This window comes from Paenibacillus sp. GCM10023250 (genome assembly GCF_042653205.1).
Lineage (GTDB): Bacteria > Bacillota > Bacilli > Paenibacillales > Paenibacillaceae > Paenibacillus_Z.
Map to the genome: position 1 here is coordinate 128454 of NZ_JBHSHY010000009.1, position 22778 is coordinate 151231.

Below are 22778 nucleotides of genomic sequence, written 5' to 3' on the forward strand. Positions count from 1 at the left end.
CTTCCCAAAATCAACCAAAGGCACCTTTCCGCTGAGGAAAGGCGCCTTTGGAGCATGCTCGGCGATGCCGCGCACGATAGACGGGATGCGTAACCGTTAGATCTCCAGGTCCTGACGCACCTTGCTGCGCTTGCCCGTCAGCTCGTAGATGACCGGCACGACGATCAGCGTCAGCAGCGTCGAGGTCGCCAAGCCGCCGATTACGGTGACGGCCAGGCCGCCGGAGATCAGGCTGGTCGACGATTTGGACAGCGCGAGCGGCAGGAGCGCGAGAATCGTGGCGCAGGCCGTCATCAGGATCGGACGAAGCCTTGTCTTGGACGCCTCGACGAGCGACTCGCGCAGGTCCATGCCGGCCTTGCGGTTGTTCTCGACACGGTCCAGAAGCACGACGGCGTTCGTAACGACGATGCCGACCAGCATCAGCATCCCGATCATGGCGCTCATCGAGAGCGAATTGCCCGTGACCAGCAGGGCGCCCAGGGCGCCGCTCGGCACGAAGAGCAGGGACGAGAGAATGATGAGCGGCGTCCGAAGCCCGCCGAACGTGACGCTCATGACGAGGAAGACGAGGCCGACGGCCGCGGCCATCGCGATGCCGATGCTCCTGAAGCCGCTGTTGATCATCTCGAGCCCGCCGCCGATCTTAACGTCGACGTTGTCCGGCAGCGACAGGCTGTCGATGTCAGACGTGATCGACTTCGTGACGGAAGCCGTCTTGTCCGTGTCTTTGACGTTCCCTTTTACTTCGGCGTACGTCTTGCCTTCTTCGTGATTGATGGCGACCGGCGCCTCCGATTCCGACACGTCGACGAGGTCGCCCAGCTTCTTCATGCCGGCGGCTGTCGGGATGCCGACGTTCTCGAGCTCGGATTTGGACGTGATCGGCTGCTTATAAGCCATCGTGATGTCCCAGTTCTTGCTGTCGAGCGTATACGTGCCAACGTCGACGGGACGAAGCTGCTCGCCCACGGCGGCCATGATTTGGTACGACGAGACGCCCAGGTCCTTCGCGGATTGCTTCAGCGACAAGACCCATTTCGGGGACACGTCCTTCAGATTGTTTTCGACGTCCTTCATGTCCGGGCTCGCCTTCATCAGGTTTTCGACCTGCACGGCGGCTTTGGACAGGGCTTCGAGATCGTCGGAATACAGGTTGACCGTGACCTCGTTGCCCGTCGGCGGACCGTTCTGCTCGCCTTCCTTAATGTCGACCGTCGCCTTCGGCGATACGGCCGTCACGAGCGCGTTCAAGTCTTTGTTCGCCTTGTCGACAATCGCATTCGTGTCGACGTCGGCGCCTTCCTTGAAGATCACCTTGAACGACGCGGTGTTGGTGCTTGGAATTTGCACGAACGGATTGTTCGCGCCGCCGATCATTGCTTGATAATTGTCGATGTTCTTCAGGCCTTTGAGGTAGTTCTCCACTTTCGCGCCGACGGCGTCCGTCTCCGCGAGCGGCGTCTGTGCCGGCATCTTCACGTTGACCGTGATGGAGGCCGTCTCGCCGGCCGGCAGGAACGCCACGCCGAGCAGCGGAATCGTTCCGAACGACGCGAACAGGAGTACGATGGCCAGCGCCAGCACCCACCCTTTGCGCTTCAGCGCGCCGCGGATGAGCCGCTCGTAGCCGCTTATGAATCGGCCGCCTTCCTTATGCGGCTTGATCGAACGGAAGAACTTCGCGCCCAGCACCGGGATCAGCATCATGGCGACGAAGAGCGAGCACAGGATCGAGATGACGACCGCCACGGCGAACGGGCGGAAGAACTCGCCGATGATGCCCGTTACGAACGCCAGCGGGAGGAACACGACGACCGTCGCGATCGTCGACGAGCCGACCGCGCCGATGACTTCCCGCGTCGCGCGGTACGCCAGCTCCTTGCCATTCATGTCGCGGCCCTTCTCCTGGCGCCAACGGTAGATGTTCTCGATGACGACGATGCTGTCGTCGACGATCCGGCCGACGGATACGGCGATGCCGCCGAGCGTCATAATATTGAGCGTGTAGCCCATCTGGTTCAGCAGCGCGATCGTCGCGAAGATCGAGATCGGCAGCGACAGGATGGAGATGATCGTCGCGCGGACGTTCCGCAGGAACAGGAAGATGATGACGACGCAGAACAGCGCGCCGTAAGAGCCTTCCCGGATGAGCGAGGACACGGAATGTTTGATGTCCGCGCCCTGGTCCTGCACGAGACGGACGTCGAGCGTGCCTTTGTCCTGGTACGTCTTCAGCACGTCCTTGACCGCGTCGGACACGTCGGCCGTGTTGGCGTCCTGCGTCTTCACGACGCCGACGATGAAGCTCGGCTGGCCGTTGTAGCGGGTAATCTCGTCCTGCGACGAGACGGTGTTCACTTCGGCGATGTCGGACAGCTTGAGCTTCGGCGCGCCGGCCGCCCCTTGGCCTTGGCCGCCCGCGCCTTGGCCGGCACCCGCTGCGGCTCCCGCGCCCATGCCTTGTCCAGCGCCCGCGCCCATGCCCGGGGTCAGCGGCAGGTTCTTGATCGTATCCAGCGATCCGATCTTGCCGACGAGGCGGATCGGAATCGTGTTCTCGCCCTGGCTGACGGAGCCGAGCGGCACCGCGTAGTCGAGCGACTTGATCGCGGACTGGATCGCGCTCAGCGAAATGCCGTATTGCGCAGCCTTATCCTTGTCCACCTCGATGCGCAGCTGCTGCGACACCGTGCCCTTCAGCGACACGGAGCTGACGCCGGCCACCTTCTCGAGCTTCGGCACGACGTCGTTTTCCAGCGTCTTTTGCAGCTCTTCGGCGTCTTGCTTGGAGGAGAAGATCGCCGCTTCGTAGATCGGCGCTTCGCCGAACGACAGCCGCTGCACCGTTACCTTCGCGTTCTCCGGCAGCGTCAGCTTGGCGACGGCGGCTTCCGCGTCCTTCATTTTATCGTCCATGTTCGTGCCGAACGGATATTGCAGGAAGATGCTCGAGGAATTTTCCGAGCTCGTGCTCGTCAGGGAATCGTAATTCTTCAGCCCGATCAGGCTTTGCTCGATCGGCTTGGTCACCTCGGACTCGATTTCTTCGGTCGAGGCGCCCGGATATACCGTCTGAATGAAGACGGCTGGGAATGTCACGTCCGGGAACGTCTGCTGCTTGATCTGGGTCGTCGAGTAGAAGCCCAGGATCAGCACGAGGACGCACAGGATGACGACCGCCACGCTGTTCTTCAGGCTGAAACGCGTTAAACCGTTCATACTTCTTTCTCTCCTCTTCTCTTTATATAGAGGGATGATACCCGACGTTTTTGAACTGAGCATGAACGGGCCGTTACAAAATCAAACAGGGCCGAGGTTCGGCCGGGCCGGCAGCCGGACGACGAAGCGCGTTTCCACGCCGGGCTCGCTCTCCGCTTCGACGGTCCCGCCGTGCAAATCGACGATCGCTTTGGCGATCGACAGGCCGAGGCCGTTGCCCTTGACGGCGAAATCCCGGGAGCGGTCGGCCTTATAGAACGGGGTGAAAATATGCTGCAGCTCGTCTTGCTCGATGCCGCGGCCGTTATCGCGCACCTCCGCGACCGCCGTGTCGCCCTCCCGCCGGAGCGAAATGGCGATCCGTCCGCCCGGCTCCGCGAATTTGACGCTGTTGCTAATCAAATTATGCCACACCTGTTCCAGACTATCCGCGTCGCCGAAGACCGTCACGCCGTCCAGCTCCAGCTCCGGCTCGATGCCTTTGGCCCGCCACTGCGGCTCGCTCGCGATGACGCAGCGGCGGATCTGCTCGTCCAGCCGGAAGGCGGCCGGGTTGTGCGGCTCGCGGTTCTGCTGCAGCACCGAGAGGCGGAGCAGGTTCGCGCTCAGGCGGGACAGCCGCTGGCTCTCTTCCTCGATGATGGTCAAGTACCGGCTGCGCGTCTCGTCGTTCAGCGCCTTCGTGCGGAGCGCCTTCGAGAAGCCCGCGATGGACGTGAGCGGCGACTGGATCTCGTGCGCCACGTTGTTCACGAAGTCCGTGCGCAGCTTGTCGAGCATGCGCAGGGAGCCGGCCATTTCGTTGAAGCCCGCGGTCAGCACGCCGAGCTCGTCCTTGCGCTTCGACGCCAGCACGACGCCGAAGTCGCCCCTCGCCATCCGCTTGGTCGCGTCGGTCAGCCGCTGCACCGGCTTGACGATGTATCGCGCCGCGAGCAGGATGAGCAGGCTGCCCGCGGCGAGGACGTAGCCGAGCACCGTCAGCGTGAATTTGCGGAACATCTCGAGCAGCCGGTCGATCTCCGGCGTGATGTAGAGCGCGTACGGCCGGTCGCCCAGCTGGAACGGCAGGCCGATCAGGAACGACGGGCCGGCATGCTCGTCCTTGCCGTAGGCCACCATGCCCCGGTAAATGCCGCCCTGCAGCACGGGCGCCAGCTGGGACGCGGCGATCGGCGTGTTTTGCTTGCTGCCTCCGTCGCCGTACGCGACGGTCCACCCGTCCGCGTCCATGATTTTGACGCGCAGCCCCGGCACTTCCACCGCGTTCTCCATCACCGCGTCCAGGTCCGCCGGCGCCGCCTCGCTGAGCTCGGCGATGATCTTCTTGCCGTGGGCGATCATCTGACCCTCCGCGAGCGATTTGACGTTGCTGCTGTACATATGGATGGCGAGCACGAACGCGAAGACGAGGCTGACGATGACGGCCGCGATGAAGACGAGCACCGTCCGGACGTACAGCGACCTAGTCATTCAGCACCTCGAGCCGGTAGCCGAGCCCGCGGAGCGTCACGATTTTGAACTGGTCCTCGTACGCGGCGAAGCGTTCGCGCAATCGCTTGATGTGCACGTCGACGGTCCGGTCGTCGCCCGCGTATTCGAACCCCCAGATCTGCTCGATCAGCGCCGCCCGCGTGAACAGCTGGCCGGGATGGCTGGCGAGCTTGTACATCAGCTCGAATTCCTTGAGCGGAATGGTGACCGCCTCCTCGGTGTCTTTGAAGATCACCTGGTACGCGAGCCGGTCCAGCACGATCCCCCCGACCGTGATCATCTGCGAAGCCGAGATCCGGTACCGCTTCAGTACCGCCTTGACCCGCACGACCAGCTCCATGGGATCGAACGGCTTCGTCATGTAATCGTCGGTGCCGAGCTGGAAGCCCTTGATCTTCTCCTCCGACTCGCCCTTGGCCGTGATCATTAGAATCGGCATGTCGCCGGCCGCCCGCAGCTGGCGGCACAGCTCCCACCCGTCCATGCGCGGCATCATGATGTCCATAATGACCATATCGATCCCGTTCTCGGCGATATAGTTCCATGCCGCTTCGCCGTTCCCGAACTCGACGATCTCGAAGCCTTCGTCGCGCAGATAGAGCCCTACCAGCTCGCGGATATGCGCGTCGTCGTCCACGACCGCAATTTTTGCCATTGCCGATTACTCACCTCGCGTTTCCGTATGACACAGGCGCTTGCCGCACCCCGATCTATTTATTATTGCGAATTGCGGGCCAAGAAGCTAGTCCGGCAGCCTCCCGGCATGGATCGGGCCGCCCCCGCGCGCCGGACCGGGCCATGCGCTGCGGCAAGTTACCGCGCTGCCTGCGCATGCCAAAAAAGGCGATCCCGGCCGTCGTGCGACGGCGTGCGGAATCGCCCTTGTCGGCGCAGGCGGCCGAGCGGCACCGGCGGGCGGCCGATGCCCTGCTCGCCGGGCGCGCGTTGCCTCGATCAGATGGCGGGCATAACGTTGCCGCCGCAAACGGGAATATAAGCGCCCGTGATGAATCCGGCGAGATCGGACGCCAGGAAGGCGACCGTATTCGCGATATCTTGGTCCGTGCCCCTGCGCTTCAGCGGCACGCGGCTGTCGTAGCTCTCGCTGCGCTCCGTGCCGTTCGTCCGGTCGCGCTCCGAGATCGTCCATCCCGGCGCGACCTGGTTAACGGTGATCTGGTGCGCGCCGACTTCCTTCGCCAGGATCCGGTACACGCCGTCCATACCGCGCTTGCCCGCGACGTACGCGGACTGCGTCTCGAAATTTTGCATCGCGCATTCCGTGTTGATGCCGATCATCCGTCCGGCGCCGCGCTCGATCATCGCCGGCACGAACGCCTTGGCCAAATGGACGCTCTGCAGCACGCACGATTCGAACTGGCTGCGGTAATCGTCCTCCGACTGCTCCAGCACCGACGTCCACTGGTATTGCACGACGGCGTTGGCGACCACGATATGGACATGGCCGAGCTCGGCGGTCACGGCGTCGCGCATCGCCAGAATGTCATCCAGCTTCGTGATGTCCGCCCGCACGACGGCCGCGCGGCGGCCGGCAGCCCGGACCTCCGCCGCCAGCTCGTTCGCTTTCGCTTCGTTCGTGTTGTAATGTATGGCCACGTCCGCTCCGCACGCCGCCAGCGTGCGCACCATGACGCGCCCTAATTCCCCCGTCGCGCCCGTAACGAGCGCGGTTCTGCCGCTTAGATCGATTCCGATCATGATTAATCCTCCCCGTCTTCGATATCGTCCGGCAGCGTGTCCGCCGCGGCGTCGATCAGCATGTCGAACAGATCGTCGTCGGCTTCGATCGCCGCCTCCACCTCGCTGATCTGTTCTTCCGAGCCGGACTCTTTCGCGAAGCGGAGGCTGTAGTCCCACGTCGTCCCGCGCAGGCTGTTCAGCTGCAGCGTGATTTCATACGGATGCTTGTGCCCCTCCGCCTCGAACTGCACGGACCCCCGGTACCCGTTCTCCCGGTCATGCGTCATCTCGGCATGGATGATCGTTACCTTCATCTCTCGCAAACCTCCACTCGGACAAGTTGAACCAGGGACATTATACCATAATCGGCGCCGCGGCCAAGCCCTTGCCATGCCAACGGTTCGCCACTCAAGACAGCGCCGGGGATCGAAGGAGCCGGCTTCCGCCGCGATCCGCTTGAATACGGAGGCCGGTGCTAATCCGCGGTCATCGCCGACGGGTCGGCCACGCAGCCCATGAACGCGAGGACGCCCGTCGTCGCGTTCGCGATGGCGAACAGGAACGGCCGGTCGGCGCGGAATTCGAACGCGTGGACTGGGCCCGAGGCTCCGCTATCGGCTGCAATCACCGTCGCCGCGGCCGCCTTCGTTCCCGCTTCATCTACTTCGATATATGCCTTGTGGAGCACGCGCGAGACGAACAGTTCGGCTTCGGCGCCCGCGATGCCCGAGAAATCGGCCGATCCTGGGGTCTGCGACTGAACCATCCCGAGCGCGCTCAGAATTTCAGTCAGATCCGTCGCCGCTTCGATCTTGAACCGCGGCAGTGCCAGCGCCGTTTCGCCTTCCTCAAAGCCTTCCGTCCACTCGCCCGGGCCGCGGAGCAAAGCCGCTTCGGCTTCCTTCAGCGTCTTGCCGTCGGCGGGCAGCACGGCGATGAAGCGCCATTGTCCCGATCCGTACGGAATCTGCACCGCCTTGTACGCAGGCGTCGTCTTATGTGGCAGCGCCTCCCGCTTCCCCATCATGGGAACCGTCACGTCCGTGCCGTCCTCCCGGTGAAATGGCGCATCGCGCGTCTCCGACTGCTCGAACGGCTCCGTCCATATCCCGTGAAAGTAAATCGCATTCGCGAGCATCATCACGGTCCGCCCGGTGATGACATCCTCCGTGACGAGGTCGCGGATGAGCCCTTCGGTCCGATCGCTCACCCAGCCGTTGATCGTCTTGACCGCGGCCAGCTTATTTTTGAAATCCATCGGCGCGATCTTCGCGGCGTACACCTGTTTCATCGCCTTCACGTACTCGTCCTGCAACGGCAAGCCTTTCTGCGCCCAGATCGCATTGGCGATCCGGACCTCCGTCTTCGGATCATCATGCTGAATCAGATTCAGCAGCACTTCGCTGCCATGATTGATTGCGTCGCGCCCCATGCCCTGAATGGTGAGCAGCTTCAGCAGCTCCTCCCGTGTCTCGCCCCTCGCGCCGTCCAGCATAAGCGAGAGCGCAAGTGAGACGCTGAACGGCGAGAAGACCGTGTTGCCCCGCTCTCCATCCTCGTTAGTCAGCAGGGGCTCGGCAAGCCGCATGGCAAACTCGCCCTCCCCAGTCACCAACTCGCGATTCAAGTCGGACGCTTGGTACTTCGGCGATTCAACGCTCTCCCCGCAGCGTCCGAGCAGGCAGGCCAGCGCGACGGCCGCCGCCGTCAACCGGAGCGGCCGGCGAAGCATGGATTGTTCTCTCATCTTGATCCCCCCAGTGATTCCGGTTACTGGTTTAACGTGTCAAGATTGGAAAAGGTTGCTGGGACTCTTGCACGCGATAAGCTGCACAAGCAGCCGATTCCACTCGAAGCATTTCCCCGGAAATAAAATATCGCCGGCGCAGACTCAAGGTCGAAAACCTGGGCAACGGGGAGGAGGCGAGGCGTCGGATGGTTGGACATGCGGCAAGGCGCAACAAAAACGGCGGCAATCGGGATGGCGATGTCATCCCCGATTGCCGCCGTTTCGCGTTTGCCACGGGCGAGGCGGTTGCGCCCCGCGCAAACGGAAGAACTCCGCAGCCGGGCTATCAGCGCTAAGCCTCCCGTTCGCTCCAAGGCGCCAGCTCCTCTCGGCTCTCGCTGCCCCATACGATCGTCCAGCAGGACGTTGCTCCCAGCCGGCGAAGCGCCTCGTGCCGGTGGTTCCCGTCGCGGATCGACAGCTTCCCGTCCACGACTTGGGCGATCAGCGGCGGATACGCCCAGCCCTCCCGAAGGACCGCCTCGAGCTTGGCTACATGCGCGTCCCAGCTGTCCGCCGGGTTGTGAAATTCCATCTCCGGTTCCGGCCCGCAGCAGCGCGCCAGCTCCCCGAGCGGCAGCCGCACAGGCCCGGCCCAATACCGCTTCTGCAGCTTGAGTCCGTCCGAGAACGGCAGGTTGCCGCCGGCCGTCTTCAAGAACAAATGCACCCATTCTTCCAAGCAGCCTTCCGCTGCATAGGCCGCCGCTTCTTGCGGCGTAAACGTCATCGGCAGCGCCATCGTTCCATCCCTCCACGGAAGCGTCATCGAAAGCAAAGTCGCGGGTTCGTTCGGCCCCGCGCCTATTCCTTCGCGGCCGCCCCGCCATTCTCCTGCGCGCCGGCGCCGATTCATTCGGCGCGCTTGCCCAGTCTTGCCGCGCAGCCTGTCACACCCGGAAGCGCCGCGTCGTTCTATGTACGAATGACCGGCTGCCAGATCCACGACGCTTCTGACGGTCCAGCTCGTTCAATCAAATCATAAGAAGGACGTGCTTTTTCAATGTTGAACCGATTGACGCCTTTATTCGCCGCTTCCGCCGCCGCATCCGGCGAGCCGGGCCAAAAAGTCCTGTATATCACCGCCAATCCGAATGGGGTCGAGCAATCGTACAGCATGGCCGTGGGCAAGGAATTCCTCGATGCCTACCATGCCGTGAATCCGAACGACGTCATCTACCACCTCGACTTGTTCCAAACGGACATTCCGCTCTTGAACGAAGAGGTCTTCGGCGCTTGGGGCAAGCTGCGGTCGGGTACGCCGTTCGCGCAGCTGACGGGATCCGAGCAAGCCAAGGTCAGCCGGCTCGGCGAGCTGGTCGACGAGTTCGTCGAAGCGGACAAATACATTTTCGTCAATCCGGTGTGGAACTTCTCCTATCCGCCGGTACTGAAAGCGTACATCGACGCCTTCTTCATCGCCGGCAAAACGTTCCGCTACACCGCGGACGGCCCGATCGGGCTACTGGCCGACAAAAAAGCGTTCCACATCCAAGCCAGCGGCAGCGTGCTGTCCGAAGGCCACTTCGCCGAATTCGAAATGGCGCACCGCCATCTCGGCGCTGTGCTCAAGTTTCTGGGCGTGCCGAGCTTCGAGGCCGTGTACGTGGAAGGCATGGCCGCGCAAGCCGACCAAGCCGAAACGATCAAAGCCCACGCGATCGTCCAAGCCCGCGAAGCCGCGAAGCGCTTCTAAGCCAGCTTATGCGCGGTTATCGTCACGCCAACAAAACCTGCCGTCTATTCGGCAGGTTTCTTCGCGTTTATTGGCGTCATCAGGGTTCCGGTCGTACGCCGATCTGCCCGGCCTCGGGGGCAAGCTTCTCATCGCGGTACGGCAGATGAGCCAGGCCGGAAACACGCCGAGCAGCAGCGAGAGCGAAGCGAACAAGCCGATTTCCCTCAACCAACGGTTGAATTCGCGATTGGACATTCCGATCGGGAAAATCCTCGCGGTAATCGCAAAGTAACGATAACGCGAGGACACGTCTGCCCGCTGCGGGTACCCTCTTCAATGAGCCGCAAGCGGACATCCGCGCGGGCAAATAGGCCGCCGGCTGTCCCGGCGGCCTTTTCCCTGGATCGGCAGGTCAGTTCGCCGCTTCCGTCTTGTACAAGCCCCGGCGGATCAAATTCGCGGTCACCGGCTGCTTGCCGAGCTCGCGGGACCAGACGGACAGCTGGCCGATGTGATGGATCTCATGGGCGATTACGTGCCGCATCACTTCGCCGTACGCGAAGCTTTCCCGCTGCCCTGGCGGGCCCTCGCCGGTCAGCACCAGGTGCTCCATGCCGCTGTTCCACTCCCGAACGAACGGCTCAACCATCGCGCGGCATTGCTCCGAGAACGCCCTGACCTTCTGCAGACTCGCATACTCCTCGAACGGCGGCTCTCCTTGGTCCGGCTTGCCCTGCAGCCCGCTGATCCAAGCATACTCGCATTCCGCGATATGAAACAGCGTATAGAGAATGCTCCCCGGCCCGCCCGTCCGACGCTTCAGCAGTTCCTGCTCGTCCACCGTCTCGCACCAGTCGAACCAATCGTCGCGCACCTGCCAATTGTATTCGAACAGTTTCCGCATCGCATTCGCCTCCCGATTTCAACTCCGTGCCTCAGTCGATTCCGTACCTACTTCGCCAACGGAAGGCGCATATCCTGCTAATTTCTGTAAAAATCATTTCGTTCTTCGTTTGGGCGGACGCGGCTTGCGTGCCGGCGTTGACAGGGCAAAAGGCAGCCGCGCTTGTGAACTGCACTTCCAATCGTTAGATGGTGTCTAACAATTGGGGTGCGGTTCACCCGCGGCTGCCTCTCTTCGCTTCCTGCAAGGTGCTCCCTGTTCCTCAGTCGAGCGGGGTTGCGAGCATCCATACGTGGCCGAACGGATCTTCGATTTTCCCTACCCGATCCCCATGAGGCTGGTCTTGGACTTGGCGAAGAATCTCGGCCCCTTCCAAAACGGCTCTCGTCACGGCTTTGTCGACGTCGCCGACGTATAGGTACAGCATGACTGGCGTGCCGCCGAGTGAAGCGGCCGACCGGTTATGTCCGGGAAACTCGTCCGCGATCATGATCCGGGCTTCCCCGATCCTCATCTCAGCGTGCGCGATTTTCCCTTCGTCCGTCGCGATGCGATGGACTTCTTCGGCGCCGAAGGCGCGCTTGTAAAACGCGATGGCGCGCGCGGCATCCTCGACCGCCAGCATCGGAATCGCAGCTCCATTCATTGCGATGGTTCCTCCTCCCGGGCTTACTCCGCCGCGCGCGGCAGCGTCCGCTCCAGCATGCGCCGGACGAGCCGCTCCAGCGACGCCTTGTCCATGAACGGCGCCAGGCTCGAGAGCACGTCGGCACCGAGCGCGCCGGATTCCGCGTGCTCCAGCAGCTTCCCGATGCTTTCCCGGGACAGAAACGGCGCCAGTCCGACGAGATGTTCGACGTCGATGGTGCCGTCAATGGCCCCGTCGGCGAGGCGGTCGAGCGTGCCGCGGCCGATGAACGGCGCTAGCGCGTGAATGGATTCCCAGTCGAGCTCGCTCGCGTCGCTCTTCAGCACGAGCCGGTCGAGCTGCTCGGCGTCCAGAAACGGCGCCAGTCCGACGAGATGGCGCATCTCGAGCTTGCCTTCAGCCGCGCGGTCCACCAAGCGGGTGAGCGAAGCTTTGCCGATGAACGGGGCGAGCGCATGGAGGACGTCCGCATCCGCCAGTCCCTCCTCGACGTAGCCGAGCATCACGTCGATCGTGTCGCTGCCGAGAAACGGCGCCAGCTGCAATATCGAATCCAAGCTCGGGAGTCCTTCGCGCCGCTCGCCGCGGGCGGTCTCTTCTTCCCGTTCGGCGCCGGCGCTCTCGTCCGCATCGGCAACGGCGAGCGCTCCCGAAGCTTCGGCATCCGCTCCGTCTTCGTCCGCCTCGGCGGCCGCGTCCCTGCTCTCCGCCGCTTCGGACGTCGCCTCTGCCTCCGCTTGCGCGTCCTCGCCTTCCGCCGCCTCGGTCTTCGCCTCCGCTTGCGTGTCCTCGCCCTCCGCCGCTTCAGCCTTCGCCTCCACCTCCGCGCCCAGCTCTGCCACGGCCTCCGCTTCTGCGCGCTCCGCCTCCTCGACTACCGCCACCTCGGCCATCGCCTCCTCGGCCGCCGCGACCGCGGCTTCCGCGGCGACTGCCTCTGCCGGCGCGGCTGCCGGCGCGGCCGGCACCCGGCGCTCGCCCTCCAGCAGCTCATCAATGGACGTGCCGAGCAGCCGGGCAATGGTCGGCAGCAACCCGATATCCGGAAGCGATTCGCCGCGCTCCCATTTCGATACCGCCTGATGGCTCAAGCTTAACCGTTCGGCGAATTCCGCCTGCGTCATGCCTTTTTCTTTTCTCAATCTGGAGATATACGCGCCGATCTTCCGCATTTCCATTCCGAACCGCCTCCGATAAACGAAATTGTACAGTGCGCACTGTCTGGGTTCAGCATAGCATGGCTGCCGCTTCCGCTCTAGCAAACGTCGGTTGAAGCGTCCCATTCAACCGGCGGTAGAATCGCAAACGCATCCGTGCGCCTTCGGCCGTCCCGGACGTACGGCCATTATGCCGGATGCGGGACATGCGCCATTTCGGGCATCCAGCGCCGGACATAAGCTGGAGCAACGACTGGACAATAAGGACGCTGATGCGAATGGCCTGCTGGATTCAAACCGCAATCATCGTGACCAATAAGGGGACGATCCTGTTCGGCAACGCCGACATTCTCCCGATCATCGGCAGCGGCGGCGGCAGTACGAAGGACGTCGCCGAAAACAACGAGGAGACGAACATTCCCGGCGGCGGGGGAAGGGGCCGAAGGCGTCGCGAACGCCGCGTCGTAGAGACGCGGCTCGCGGCGGAAGCAGCGGCGGTATACGAGGCGGCGCTATCGCCGCCTCCGTCTTGCCGGCGGGATGCCGCGCGCCGCCAGCGCCATGCCGCGGCACGCCATGCGCGCCGGCCGGCGCCTGCCAGCCGGCCGCCTCGGCCCAGCGCCGGCTCCGCCGGATCGAGGCGCGCGGGACGGCGCGCCGCTCCTTCATGCGTTCGCACCTAACCCATTCCCGCTCGGTCCGGCGATTCCCTGCCGGCGGCGCGAATGAAAAACTCCCTTTCCCGCGGCGCGTCGGCGGCTGCCGGCGCTCCGGGAGAAAGGGAGAAAAGCGTCGTTCGGATTAGGCCGATTATTTCAACAAATCGTGGTCGACGTACCGCGCGCCGTTCAGCTCGCTGATGACGTTGATGGCAACCTTCGCGCCGTCGCCCGCGGTAATGATCGTGTGCACGCTGACGCCCGCGCACGTGCCGGCCGCCCAGATGCCCGGCACGTTCGTGCGGCCTTCCGCGTCCGCGTCGAGAATCGTCTTGATCCGCGGCTCCGTGCCCGGCTTCGTGCTCAGGCCGGACTTCTCCGCGAAGTCCAGGAAGAGGCCGGACGCGACGATGACGACCTTGGCGTCGTACGATTCGCCCGACTCCGTCGCGATCCGGAAGCCGCCGTCCGTCTTGGCGATCTCGGTCACTTTGCCCTGCACGTACTCGGCGCCGAATTTCTTTGCTTGGTTAATGCCGGTCTCGACCAGGTTCGGTCCCGTGATTTCCGGTACGCCGTAGTGGTTCTCGATCCAGGCCTTCTTGGTGATGCTCTGATCGCTGTCGATCAGCAGCGTCTTCTTGCCGGCCTTGGCCGCGAACAACGCCGCGCTTCCGCCCGCCGGTCCTGCTCCGATGATTGCGATTTCCGTCATGTTCTTACCTCCCGAATGGAATTTAAGATACAAGCGCTTTCGTCCCCTATATTACGCTTTGAATCCGGGTTGTTCAACTTGTCATATCCCTATGTTGCGAATATCGCCGGGCCGCCCGATCGCTACGAAACCGGGCTCGCCTGCGCGCGGCCCACACGCTGCTCCGCCTCGTCCATCGCTTCGACCAGCATCCGGAACAGCGCCAGATCCTCCGCCGCGTCCTCCGGCGTCGTCTTGATCGGCGCGCCGTGCGCGATGGCGTCGTGGAACAGCCGCAGCTCGATCGTATACGAATCCGTGAACGTCGGGCGGATGACCGACTCCTTATACGTCTCGCCGTCCGATTCCGTCACCGTCAGCGTCGTCGGCAGATGGCGGATGTAGGCCGTATCGTAGTCGACCTTGACCGTGCCCGTCTCGCCCATGACCTCGATCGTCGCGTCGAAGCGCCCCTGATGGTCGATGCCGGTCTCGAACAGCGCGTTGAAGCCCGCGTCGTATTGAAACATCGCGCTCATGAACTGGCCGTCGTTCCAGCGGGACGCCGCCAGCACCCGCGACGGCATGCCGAGGATCTCGCGCATCGCGGACAAGTCGTGGCTGCTCAGTCCCGCCATGAGCCGGTACGTGCCGTAAAACCGTTCCGCCCGTTCGCCCAGCGCCTCCTTCACCTGCGCCGCCCCGCGAACGCGCCGGTCCTCCGCCTGCTCGGCCGGAATGTCGTCGAAACGAAGGACGCTCGCGGTCTGACGGATGAAATAGCTGTTCGGCCCGATGATGTCGCGCACCCGCGCGTAATTGATCCGGCCCAGCTTCTTCGCTTCCGCCACGCCCTGCACGAACGCCGGCGCGTAGCGTCGCATGTAGCCGACCATCGCCTTGCCGGCGGACGCGTTCTTCGCGGCGATGATCCGCCTCGCGTCGGCGTCGTTCAGGCACATCGGCTTCTCCACGAAGACGTGCTTGTTCCGCTGCAGCGCGCCGACGACGCAGTCCGCGTGGTATTCGTCACTGTTCAGCACGAGCACCGCTTCCACTTCCTCGTCGTCCAGCAGCTCCTCCGCCGACGTATACCGCCGCGCGACGCGGTATTGTTCCCCGACCGCGTGCACGAGCCCCGGCGAGACGTCGCAGATCGCCGTGAGTTCGAACCGGTCCCGCATAGCCTCCAGAACGGGCAGGTGAATGACCTGCGCCGCCTCTCCGAGCCCGATCATACCAAGCTTTACGATATTGCTCATTGCTTATATGCCTCCTTGTTTTCTTACCGGGTTCGAGGCGATGATTGCGTTTCCAATATTTCGCCCGCGCTCCGAGTTTTTCCCAAGACCATTGCTACGAATTATGCTACCATAGAAACGAAAGGGATGACTATAGGAAAATGGAGGCGCTTGCAAAATGACGGAAACCTTAAAGCCCGAAGGCTATTTCGGCGAGTTCGGCGGCAGCTTCGTCCCGCCCGAGCTGCAGGAAGTGCTGGATTACTTAAGCGAACAGTTCCATACATACAAGGACGACCCGGCGTTCAACGAAGAATATCGCTACTACCTGCGCGAATACGTCGGCCGCGAAAATCCGCTGACCTTCGCGAAGCAGCTGACGGAAGCCTGGGGCGGCGCCAAGATTTATTTGAAGCGCGAAGATCTCAACCATACCGGCGCGCATAAGATCAACAACGTCATCGGCCAAATCCTGCTCGCCAAGCGGATGGGCGCGAAGCGCGTCATCGCGGAGACCGGCGCCGGACAGCACGGCGTCGCCACCGCCACGGCCTGCGCCATGTTCGTCATGGACTGCGTCATCTACATGGGCGCCGAGGATACGCGCCGCCAAGCGCTCAACGTCTTCCGCATGGAGCTGCTCGGCGCGACCGTCGTGCCGGTCGCCAAGGGCCAGGGGCGGCTGAAGGACGCCGTCGACGAGGCGCTGAACGACCTCATCGCGAACTATAAGAACACGTTCTACCTGCTCGGTTCCGCCGTCGGCCCGCATCCGTTCCCGACGATGGTCAAGCATTTCCAATCCGTCATCAGCGAAGAATCGAAGCGGCAAATCCTCGAGAAGGAAGGCCGGCTCCCGGATGCCGTGCTCGCCTGCGTCGGCGGCGGCAGCAACGCGATCGGCGCGTTCGCGCATTACCTGGACGAGCCGTCCGTGCGGCTGATCGGCGTGGAGCCGGACCAGGCGGCGACGCTGACCCAAGGCGTGCCGAGCTTGATCCACGGCTTCAAATGCTTGGTGCTGCTCGACGAGGAAGGCAATCCGAAGCCGACGTATTCCATCGCGGCCGGCCTCGACTATCCGGGCATCGGGCCGGAGCACAGCCACCTGAAGGTGTCGGGCCGCGCCGAATACGTCACCGTCTCCAACGAGGAAGTGCTGGCGGCGTTCCGGGAGCTGAGCCGCGTCGAAGGGATCATCCCGGCGCTTGAAAGCGCGCACGCGATCGCCCATGCCAAGAAGCTCGCCCCGACGATGGCCAAGGACCGCATTCTCATCGTCAACTTGTCGGGCCGCGGCGACAAGGACGTCGAGCAAGTGTTCCGGATGCTGAATCCATAAGCGATCGGAACTCAAACGACTGCGCCCATTACGCCAGACGGAAGGATGAGATGGATGACGGACGATCGGCCGGCACCGGCCTCTTCGCTGCTTCGCAACCGGTTCGTGCAGACGATTATGATTTCGACGTTGTTTTTGGAAATCGGAATATGGGTGCGCAATATCGCGATTCTGCTGTACGTCAAACACATGACGAACGACGATGCCTTCGCCGTGTCGCTCATCTCGGTCGCGGAGTTCGCGCCGATCTTCGTTTTCTCGTTCGTCGGCGGCGCGTTCGCGGACCGCTGGCGGCCGAAGCGGACGATGGTGTGCAGCGACCTGCTTAGTGCAGCCTCCATTCTGGCGATCTTGGCGGCCATGGCGCTCGGCTCCTGGCGGGCCGTCTTCTTCGCGACGCTGGTCTCCTCGATCCTGTCGCAGTTCTCGCAGCCCGCGGGCATGAAGCTGTTCAAGCTGTACGTCCCCGAAGAGCTGGTCCAGAAAGGGATGTCGCTCCATCAAACGATGTTCGCGGTCTTCATGATCTTCGGGCCGGTCATCGGCATGTTCGTGTTCCAGCGCTTCGGCATCGAGACGTCCATCGCGATCATGGGCGCCGCGTTCCTGCTGTCGGCCGCCACGCTGTCGCTGCTGCCGCGGGAGACCCGGAGCGCGGAAGCGGCGGAGAAGCGCAGCGTGCGGGAAGACATTCGGGCGGGATTCGCCTACATCCGGGCGAGCCGGGTCCTCCGCAAGCTCGGCGGCGGCTTCTTCGCCGTCGGATTCGGCCTCGGCCTCATTCAGCCGATGGGCATCTTCCTCATTACGGACCGGCTGGGCCAGCCCGAAGAATCGCTGCAGTGGTTCTCGCTGAGCAACGGCGTCGCGATGGTCGTCGGCGGCGTGCTGGCGATGACCTTCGCGAGCAAGCTCCCCCCGGCGAAGCTGATGACGTGCAGCATGGCGATCGTCGGCCTGACGTTCATGGGCATGGGCCTGACCACGAGCTATCCTGTAGCGCTCGCGTTTCAATTCGCCGGCGGTCTCGTCATTCCGAGCGTCAACGCCGGCATCAATACGCTCATGCTGCAGCATACGGAGGATGCGTTCATCGGACGGGTGAACGGCTTCCTAAGCCCGATGTTCACCGGCGCGATGGTCGTGACGATGATGCTGTCGAGCGTGGTCATGACCGCGCTGTCGCTCGTCTCCGTATACGTGCTGGCGGGGCTGTTCATCCTCGCGGGAGCGGCCGTGCTGCTGCCGCTGATCAGGCTGAAGACGGCGCCCGCGAAGCCGGAGCTGGATAATGCCTTGGGCGGCTGAGCCGCCCGGCGTGCCGGCATCTCAATCATCGCGCCGCTCTCTCCGGCGGTTCGAGCAGCGCATCGAAGCGATCGAGCGGGAGATGCTCCGGCTCACAAGCGGCTTCGACGCTGTTGGGGCATATAAAAGCACCCCGTATCGTGGACATCGGCATACACTAACGTGTTCATCCAATATCCACGATACGGGGTGCACTTCTAAATAAAGCACCTCAATTATTTGCGCTGCTTCGCGATATAAATCATTTGGCCCAAATGCTCGGAATAATGCTCGATGCCGCGCAGCAGTATTTCCAAATTGGTCATCTTACGGTTGCCCGACACCGTCTGCTCCATCAATAGCTCCGAATCGGATAGCTGTCTTACGGTACCTTCCAACATGGCGAATACCTCGCTAACCGTCGCAAGGAGTGAACTTTTGTCCAAATTCAAGGATGTTGAGAATTCGGCTTCCCTGTCCCGGACATATGGCACATCCCTCATACCAGATCCAACTCGTTGTCGAATATGCCCGGCGATATGAACGGTTAAGTTCGCGATGCTGTTGCTGGCTTGATTCGGCCGCCAGTTTAAATCTGCGTCTGACAATCCGGATATCAGGGCTGCCAGCCGTTGTTCCAGCTCCTCGGATCTCTTGACCAAATATCCCCTCATAAAGTCAAGCATACACGTACTCCTCCTTATTTCTTACATTAGCATGAGTAAAAGGCCGAATACCTATTCATTAACTTATTGCAACACTCGGTGAGCTGGCCGATCTTGTGATGTCGTTCAATATATCCGCTCCAATACGCACCTGTATGGTTTATTTAAAGTACTCGATATCCTCTTTATAATTTTCATAGGCCTTCGAATATTCCATGATCCGGGCTACATCCGAGATAAAGGCCTCATCATATCCAGCTCGACGCAGCAGATGAAATCCCATTTCCATGCCAGATGCGATACCGCCGGCTGTGATGACCCTTCCGGAATCAACAATGCGCGCGCTGCTGATTTTACACGCAGGTGCAATTTCGGCTAATCGGTCAATCGGTACTTTACCAAAGCTGCTTGCTTCGATCCGGTCGGGTTCTTTACGATTGGTTGCAGCCAAGCCATCAAGAAGTCCCATATTGCCGTATATCCAAGAACCTGTACATACGCTCGTCAGAAGTGTGGTTTCAGGCAAGGAACGTATATATTCATGCAACCGTTTGTTGTAGGTTTCTTGTCGTGTCCCGAAACCTCCAGGAATCAATAAGGCATCCATATCAGGACGATCACTAAAACTGTAATTCGGATGAACGATTAAACCGGCTTGCGTTTGTACGGGCCTAATGGAGTCGGCCACGAGGAATGCATCAAGCTCCGGATCAAGTCTCCTTGCTACCGAGAACACTCCCATTGGAGCGGCATAATCGATAATTTCAGCGTCTTTAAAAATGTAAATTCCCAACCGAAATCCGCTTTTTTTACTCATCTTATTTCCTCCTCGTTTTGGATAATTCTAAATCACTGCCCCCACAATCTCCTACTAAGCCATTCCTTCATCATTTCATCCGGATCCCCCTTCTTATAATGCTTAAATTAATATTTGACTAGGTATATATTAATTTATAATTCGCCATCCGCCTTTTGTCAATGTCGAAACGGTGTATTATAATGACATAAACCTATATAACTATGAAATGAGGAGTTATGAGTGATCCATAAAAATTTGATGCTTAAAATTGATCCAAATTTAACGTTTGGTGTGAATACGCAAATCAAAGAACAACTCAAATGGCTGATTGGAACTCGAAAAATCGAGCCTGGCGACATGCTCCCTGCTGCCAGTCAATTGGCGGATGACTTATTGCTGAACCGCAATACAGTGAACTGGGTCTATAATCAATTGCGTGATGAAGGGCTTGTCACGATCCATAAAGGGCGTGGAACGATCGTGACTCGAGGGCCGGAGGTTCAAAAATTACAGAATGAGCGTGAACCGATGTACCGTCTGTTCATCGAAACCATAGACAGCGCCAAAAAGGAAGCTATCGATCTGCAATCTTTTTTTATGGCGGGGCTTGCTTTTGTTCTTCTCCAGGAAACAGCCATGAATCAACCAAAACGAATTGTTTTCGTGGAATGCGGTGAACACGATTATCTTTTTTATCAGTCTGAGATTCAACGTATCACCGGCTGCGAAGTAACGGTCCTGTTTATCGAGCAATTGGAGCGTGAGCAATTGGCGGTGAGTGATCTGTTATCACCTTCAGATATTTTAATTACGACCGTAAACCATGCCGATTCATTAAGGAAAATAATGGGCGGCCATGATTATCATATTCATGTGATTGGCGCTACTATTGATCCGCAGACCTTGTTGAGTCTCGCCAAGTTAAGTGAGGGTACTCAGGTGACCTTTGCTTGTTTAGGGAAGATTGGCGGGGAATGGATGTCTAGTCGAGTTCAAGATGCGGGGATCCATCACATCCAGGTTCATTCCGTTGGCGTTCATGACGAGGGATTTGAACAGGAATTGGACGTGACCAGGCAATCCGATATCGTGTATGCTTCTTCGGCTGTATTTCAGCAGATCCGAAGTGTGATACCTGATAAAGTCGTTCTTTACCCGATGCGACTTGAAACGAGCAGTGAAGCTCTATTAAAGGAGCTTTCCGATAACCTTCGAAAGGGATAACGACGTTGTTCTGCATCTTAAAGGTCGGCGTAGACCGAGCTATGCCAAAGGGAGCGTTTGGAACGCTCCCTTTTCGTTACATATCCCAAAGGTAAAATGAGCGAAAAAGACCGTTATTCTGCTTCGCTTTCCCTTCGGAGCGAAATCATTCATAGCAATAAACACGCAGCTCACCCCGAGTGCCCCCGCGTTCGGCCAGACTGCTGGTCAAATACGGTGCTGCCTCTTCCAAGCTGAAGCCGCTTCAACCCCCGCAAAAGTGGGCGGTCGATCAGGCATTCGAAGCAGATTGAAAGTAAGGCGATCGGGGGTACCGATAGCAGAACGGTAAGCGCGACCGCGAGCGGGTAGGGAATGACCGAATGCAATCGCGCGAATAACCAACTCGACCAGCTGCAAAGCACAGCGAAATGTACGAGGTAGACGGAAAAAGAAAGCCGTCCGAGCATTCTCATCATCCCCCCCGTCAACAGGTGTTGTACACGCGGGCTGAGAAGTAGACCGAGCAGCAGCAGAAACGAGCCCCAGATGCGGCAGCCGATCGGATCGAGCCGCAAGCCTTGGCCGACCGGCAGCCAGTCGTACCAGGGGCCAGGCGGGTTGACGTACGGATAGGAGCCCAAGTAAAAGCCGACTGCGCCGAGCGTCCCCGCTACGATGCCGCTACGGCGCAGGAGGTTCCGGAGTGGCGCGCCTGACCTACCAGCGCTCGCGGACCGATCACGCGAAGGCGCCCATTCGCAAGCGATCATTCCGAGCCAGAAACCGAGGTAGTACGTATTCCAGGACAGCGCTATCCCCACTGCGTACGCCAGCAAGCGAGCCAGCCGACAGCCGTGCCGCCGACTGCCGCCGAAAGCGAGCAATACGGCGAATACCGAAAGCGAACCGAACCATTCGTAGGTCATCGTCCACAGTACCGGATTGTAGGCCATGCCGTAGCTGAAGAAGGTATGCCAGATCGTCTGCCAAGCAGCCTCGGCCAGCGTCGGCGTAACGCTCCACGGATCGGGCATCGTCGCCGACGACAGCTTTGACGCCTCCGGGTAAAACGACAACCCAGCCGCCATTAGGCACCAGCACAGCAGGACCGATGCGAGCGCCGGCAGCGCCAACCGGAAATAGCGGCGCAGTAAGCTCTCTGCCACTGCCAGGCGGTTGCCGCCTCGAAATGACTTCATGCTCAGCACATACCCGCTCAGCACGAAAAACAAACAAACGGCGAAGTTGCCATTCCACAGACCGTTGAGCGGAGTCTGTGGCGCAAATCGGTCGAACGCCGTATGCGTAAGCGCCGGATTGCGCTCGAACATAGCCGGCAGCAGCACCTGAAAAAAATGCGCCAGCACGACGGCGCATGCTGCAAGGCCGCGCATACCCTCCAGATGCTGCAGTTTCCTCTCCCCGTTCATTTGAAGCCCGTCAGCGCCGAGCCGGATTTCATGAAATACTTCTGCCCAAAGAAATACAACACGATCATCGGCAGCGTAACAAGCGCCGAGGCGGCCATCAGCTGCTCCCATTGCGCTCCATGATCTTGCAGGAAACTCTGCAAGCCGACGGTAACGGTCCATTTGGCCGCATCGTTCAGATAAATGAGCGGCCCCATGAAATCGGTATAGGTGTTGACGAATGTAAACAGGGCGATCGTCATTAGCGGCGGCTGAAGCAATGGGAGCATGATCTGGGCATAAGTGCGCAGCTCGGACGCCCCGTCCATTTTCGCCGACTCGATCAACTCGCTAGGCAGACCGAGCATGAACTGGCGAAGCAGGAAAATATAGAAGGGAGCGCCGAAGAAGCTGCCGATCGTAAGCGGCACAAACGTGCCGACCAAGCCGAGTTTCGAGAAGATAATATATACCGGAATAAGCTGCACCTGGCCAGGCAAAATCATTGTCGCTACGATTAAAGAGAAAATGACGCCGCGCCCCTTCCAAGGAATTTTCGAGATGGAATAGGCGACAAGCGGCGCGGACAGGAGCTGCCCGACGATGTTGATCGCGCAAAGCAGCAGCGTGTTGCCCATATAACGACTGAACGGAATCGCCGACACGGCGTCGGCGTAGTTCGACCATTGCCAATCCTTCGGAAGCAGCGAAGGCGATACGGCGAATATTTCCTCCGGCGTTTTCAGCGCGGTCATAAACAGCCAGACAATCGGAAATAGGAACAAACAACCGACAAGCGCGAGCGCCGCATGTGGCATAATCGTGCGCGTCCACAGTTTCTGTCGCGAGCGAACGAGCCGGGAAAGCTCGGTGGCAGACTTG

General features: G+C 60.6%; 21 protein-coding genes. 5 read left to right on the plus strand and 16 right to left on the minus strand.

All coding sequences use genetic code 11. The features are described 5' to 3' along the window. Positions 1–96: 96 nt before the first annotated feature. From ACFPB1_RS10385 to ACFPB1_RS10415, 7 genes are all read right to left on the minus strand, one after another. On the minus strand, positions 97–3222 hold the full coding sequence (locus tag ACFPB1_RS10385; RefSeq protein ID WP_379224761.1) for an efflux RND transporter permease subunit: 3126 nt from the start codon (positions 3220–3222) through the stop codon (positions 97–99). An 81-nt stretch (positions 3223–3303) separates the two neighbouring features. Further along, the gene (locus ACFPB1_RS10390) at positions 3304–4695 is read right to left on the minus strand and encodes a sensor histidine kinase (RefSeq protein ID WP_379224763.1); all 1392 of its coding nucleotides are present in this window, start codon (positions 4693–4695) and stop codon (positions 3304–3306) included. Then, a complete protein-coding gene (locus ACFPB1_RS10395; protein ID WP_379224765.1) occupies positions 4688–5371 on the minus strand; it encodes a response regulator transcription factor in 684 nt (227 codons plus the stop codon). The genes ACFPB1_RS10390 and ACFPB1_RS10395 overlap by 8 nt, the downstream gene beginning before the upstream one ends. A 299-nt stretch (positions 5372–5670) precedes the next feature. Further along, positions 5671–6435: an SDR family NAD(P)-dependent oxidoreductase gene (locus ACFPB1_RS10400; protein ID WP_379224767.1), complete on the minus strand. Its 765-nt coding sequence runs from the start codon at positions 6433–6435 to the stop codon at positions 5671–5673. A 2-nt stretch (positions 6436–6437) separates the two neighbouring features. Further along, a complete protein-coding gene (locus tag ACFPB1_RS10405) occupies positions 6438–6731 on the minus strand; it encodes a hypothetical protein (protein ID WP_379224769.1) in 294 nt (97 codons plus the stop codon). 161 nt (positions 6732–6892) lie between these two features. Continuing rightward, the gene (locus ACFPB1_RS10410) at positions 6893–8164 is read right to left on the minus strand and encodes a serpin family protein (RefSeq protein WP_379224771.1); all 1272 of its coding nucleotides are present in this window, start codon (positions 8162–8164) and stop codon (positions 6893–6895) included. Between the two features lie 334 nt (positions 8165–8498). Continuing rightward, on the minus strand, positions 8499–8948 hold the full coding sequence (locus ACFPB1_RS10415) for a hypothetical protein (RefSeq protein WP_379224773.1): 450 nt from the start codon (positions 8946–8948) through the stop codon (positions 8499–8501). A 261-nt stretch (positions 8949–9209) separates the two neighbouring features. Between ACFPB1_RS10415 and ACFPB1_RS10420 the strand changes: the two genes are divergently transcribed. Next, positions 9210–9902 carry an NAD(P)H-dependent oxidoreductase gene (locus ACFPB1_RS10420; protein ID WP_379224775.1) on the plus strand — a complete coding sequence of 231 codons (693 nt, stop codon included), beginning with the start codon at positions 9210–9212 and terminating at the stop codon, positions 9900–9902. 394 nt (positions 9903–10296) lie between these two features. Here the strand turns inward: ACFPB1_RS10420 and ACFPB1_RS10425 are convergent, their stop codons facing one another. The 3 genes from ACFPB1_RS10425 to ACFPB1_RS10435 all read right to left on the minus strand — a co-directional run bounded on the left by ACFPB1_RS10425 (position 10297) and on the right by ACFPB1_RS10435 (position 12615). Next, on the minus strand, positions 10297–10788 hold the full coding sequence (locus ACFPB1_RS10425) for a DinB family protein (RefSeq protein WP_379224777.1): 492 nt from the start codon (positions 10786–10788) through the stop codon (positions 10297–10299). Between the two features lie 262 nt (positions 10789–11050). Beyond that, positions 11051–11434, minus strand: coding sequence for a VOC family protein (locus ACFPB1_RS10430; RefSeq protein WP_379224779.1), 384 nt, complete (start codon positions 11432–11434; stop codon positions 11051–11053). Positions 11435–11457: 23 nt separating this feature from the next. After that, positions 11458–12615, minus strand: coding sequence for a helix-turn-helix domain-containing protein (locus ACFPB1_RS10435; protein ID WP_379224781.1), 1158 nt, complete (start codon positions 12613–12615; stop codon positions 11458–11460). A gap of 257 nt (positions 12616–12872) precedes the next feature. Here ACFPB1_RS10435 and ACFPB1_RS10440 point away from each other — a divergent pair, with 257 nt between their 5' ends. Further along, positions 12873–13277: a hypothetical protein gene (locus ACFPB1_RS10440; RefSeq protein ID WP_379224783.1), complete on the plus strand. Its 405-nt coding sequence runs from the start codon at positions 12873–12875 to the stop codon at positions 13275–13277. Between the two features lie 127 nt (positions 13278–13404). Here the strand turns inward: ACFPB1_RS10440 and ACFPB1_RS10445 are convergent, their stop codons facing one another. Further along, on the minus strand, positions 13405–13968 hold the full coding sequence (locus ACFPB1_RS10445) for an NAD(P)/FAD-dependent oxidoreductase (protein ID WP_379224785.1): 564 nt from the start codon (positions 13966–13968) through the stop codon (positions 13405–13407). 122 nt (positions 13969–14090) lie between these two features. Further along, positions 14091–15209, minus strand: coding sequence for a Gfo/Idh/MocA family protein (locus ACFPB1_RS10450; protein WP_379224787.1), 1119 nt, complete (start codon positions 15207–15209; stop codon positions 14091–14093). Between the two features lie 157 nt (positions 15210–15366). Between ACFPB1_RS10450 and trpB the strand changes: the two genes are divergently transcribed. Continuing rightward, complete coding sequence (gene trpB / locus ACFPB1_RS10455; protein ID WP_379224789.1) at positions 15367–16530, plus strand: tryptophan synthase subunit beta; 1164 nt, start codon at positions 15367–15369, stop codon at positions 16528–16530. Positions 16531–16584: 54 nt separating this feature from the next. Next, the gene (locus ACFPB1_RS10460) at positions 16585–17838 is read left to right on the plus strand and encodes an MFS transporter (RefSeq protein ID WP_379224791.1); all 1254 of its coding nucleotides are present in this window, start codon (positions 16585–16587) and stop codon (positions 17836–17838) included. Between the two features lie 215 nt (positions 17839–18053). Here ACFPB1_RS10460 and ACFPB1_RS10465 read toward each other — a convergent pair whose 3' ends face one another. Together ACFPB1_RS10465 and ACFPB1_RS10470 are read right to left on the minus strand one after the other, a co-directional pair. Next, positions 18054–18503 (minus strand): DinB family protein, encoded by a 450-nt coding sequence (locus ACFPB1_RS10465; RefSeq protein WP_379224793.1) that lies wholly within the window; start codon positions 18501–18503, stop codon positions 18054–18056. Positions 18504–18642: 139 nt separating this feature from the next. Then, positions 18643–19299 (minus strand): DJ-1/PfpI family protein, encoded by a 657-nt coding sequence (locus ACFPB1_RS10470; protein ID WP_379224795.1) that lies wholly within the window; start codon positions 19297–19299, stop codon positions 18643–18645. A gap of 222 nt (positions 19300–19521) precedes the next feature. Between ACFPB1_RS10470 and ACFPB1_RS10475 the strand changes: the two genes are divergently transcribed. Continuing rightward, on the plus strand, positions 19522–20505 hold the full coding sequence (locus tag ACFPB1_RS10475) for a GntR family transcriptional regulator (RefSeq protein ID WP_379224797.1): 984 nt from the start codon (positions 19522–19524) through the stop codon (positions 20503–20505). Between the two features lie 170 nt (positions 20506–20675). On the opposite strand, the gene ACFPB1_RS10480 is transcribed toward ACFPB1_RS10475, so the two are convergent. Next, positions 20676–22028, minus strand: a complete 1353-nt coding sequence (locus ACFPB1_RS10480; RefSeq protein ID WP_379224799.1) for an acyltransferase family protein — start codon at positions 22026–22028, stop codon at positions 20676–20678. Then, positions 21914–22714, minus strand: a complete 801-nt coding sequence (locus ACFPB1_RS10485) for a carbohydrate ABC transporter permease (protein WP_379224801.1) — start codon at positions 22712–22714, stop codon at positions 21914–21916. Before ACFPB1_RS10485 ends, ACFPB1_RS10480 begins: the two co-directional genes overlap by 115 nt. Between the last annotated feature and the right edge of the window lie 64 nt (positions 22715–22778).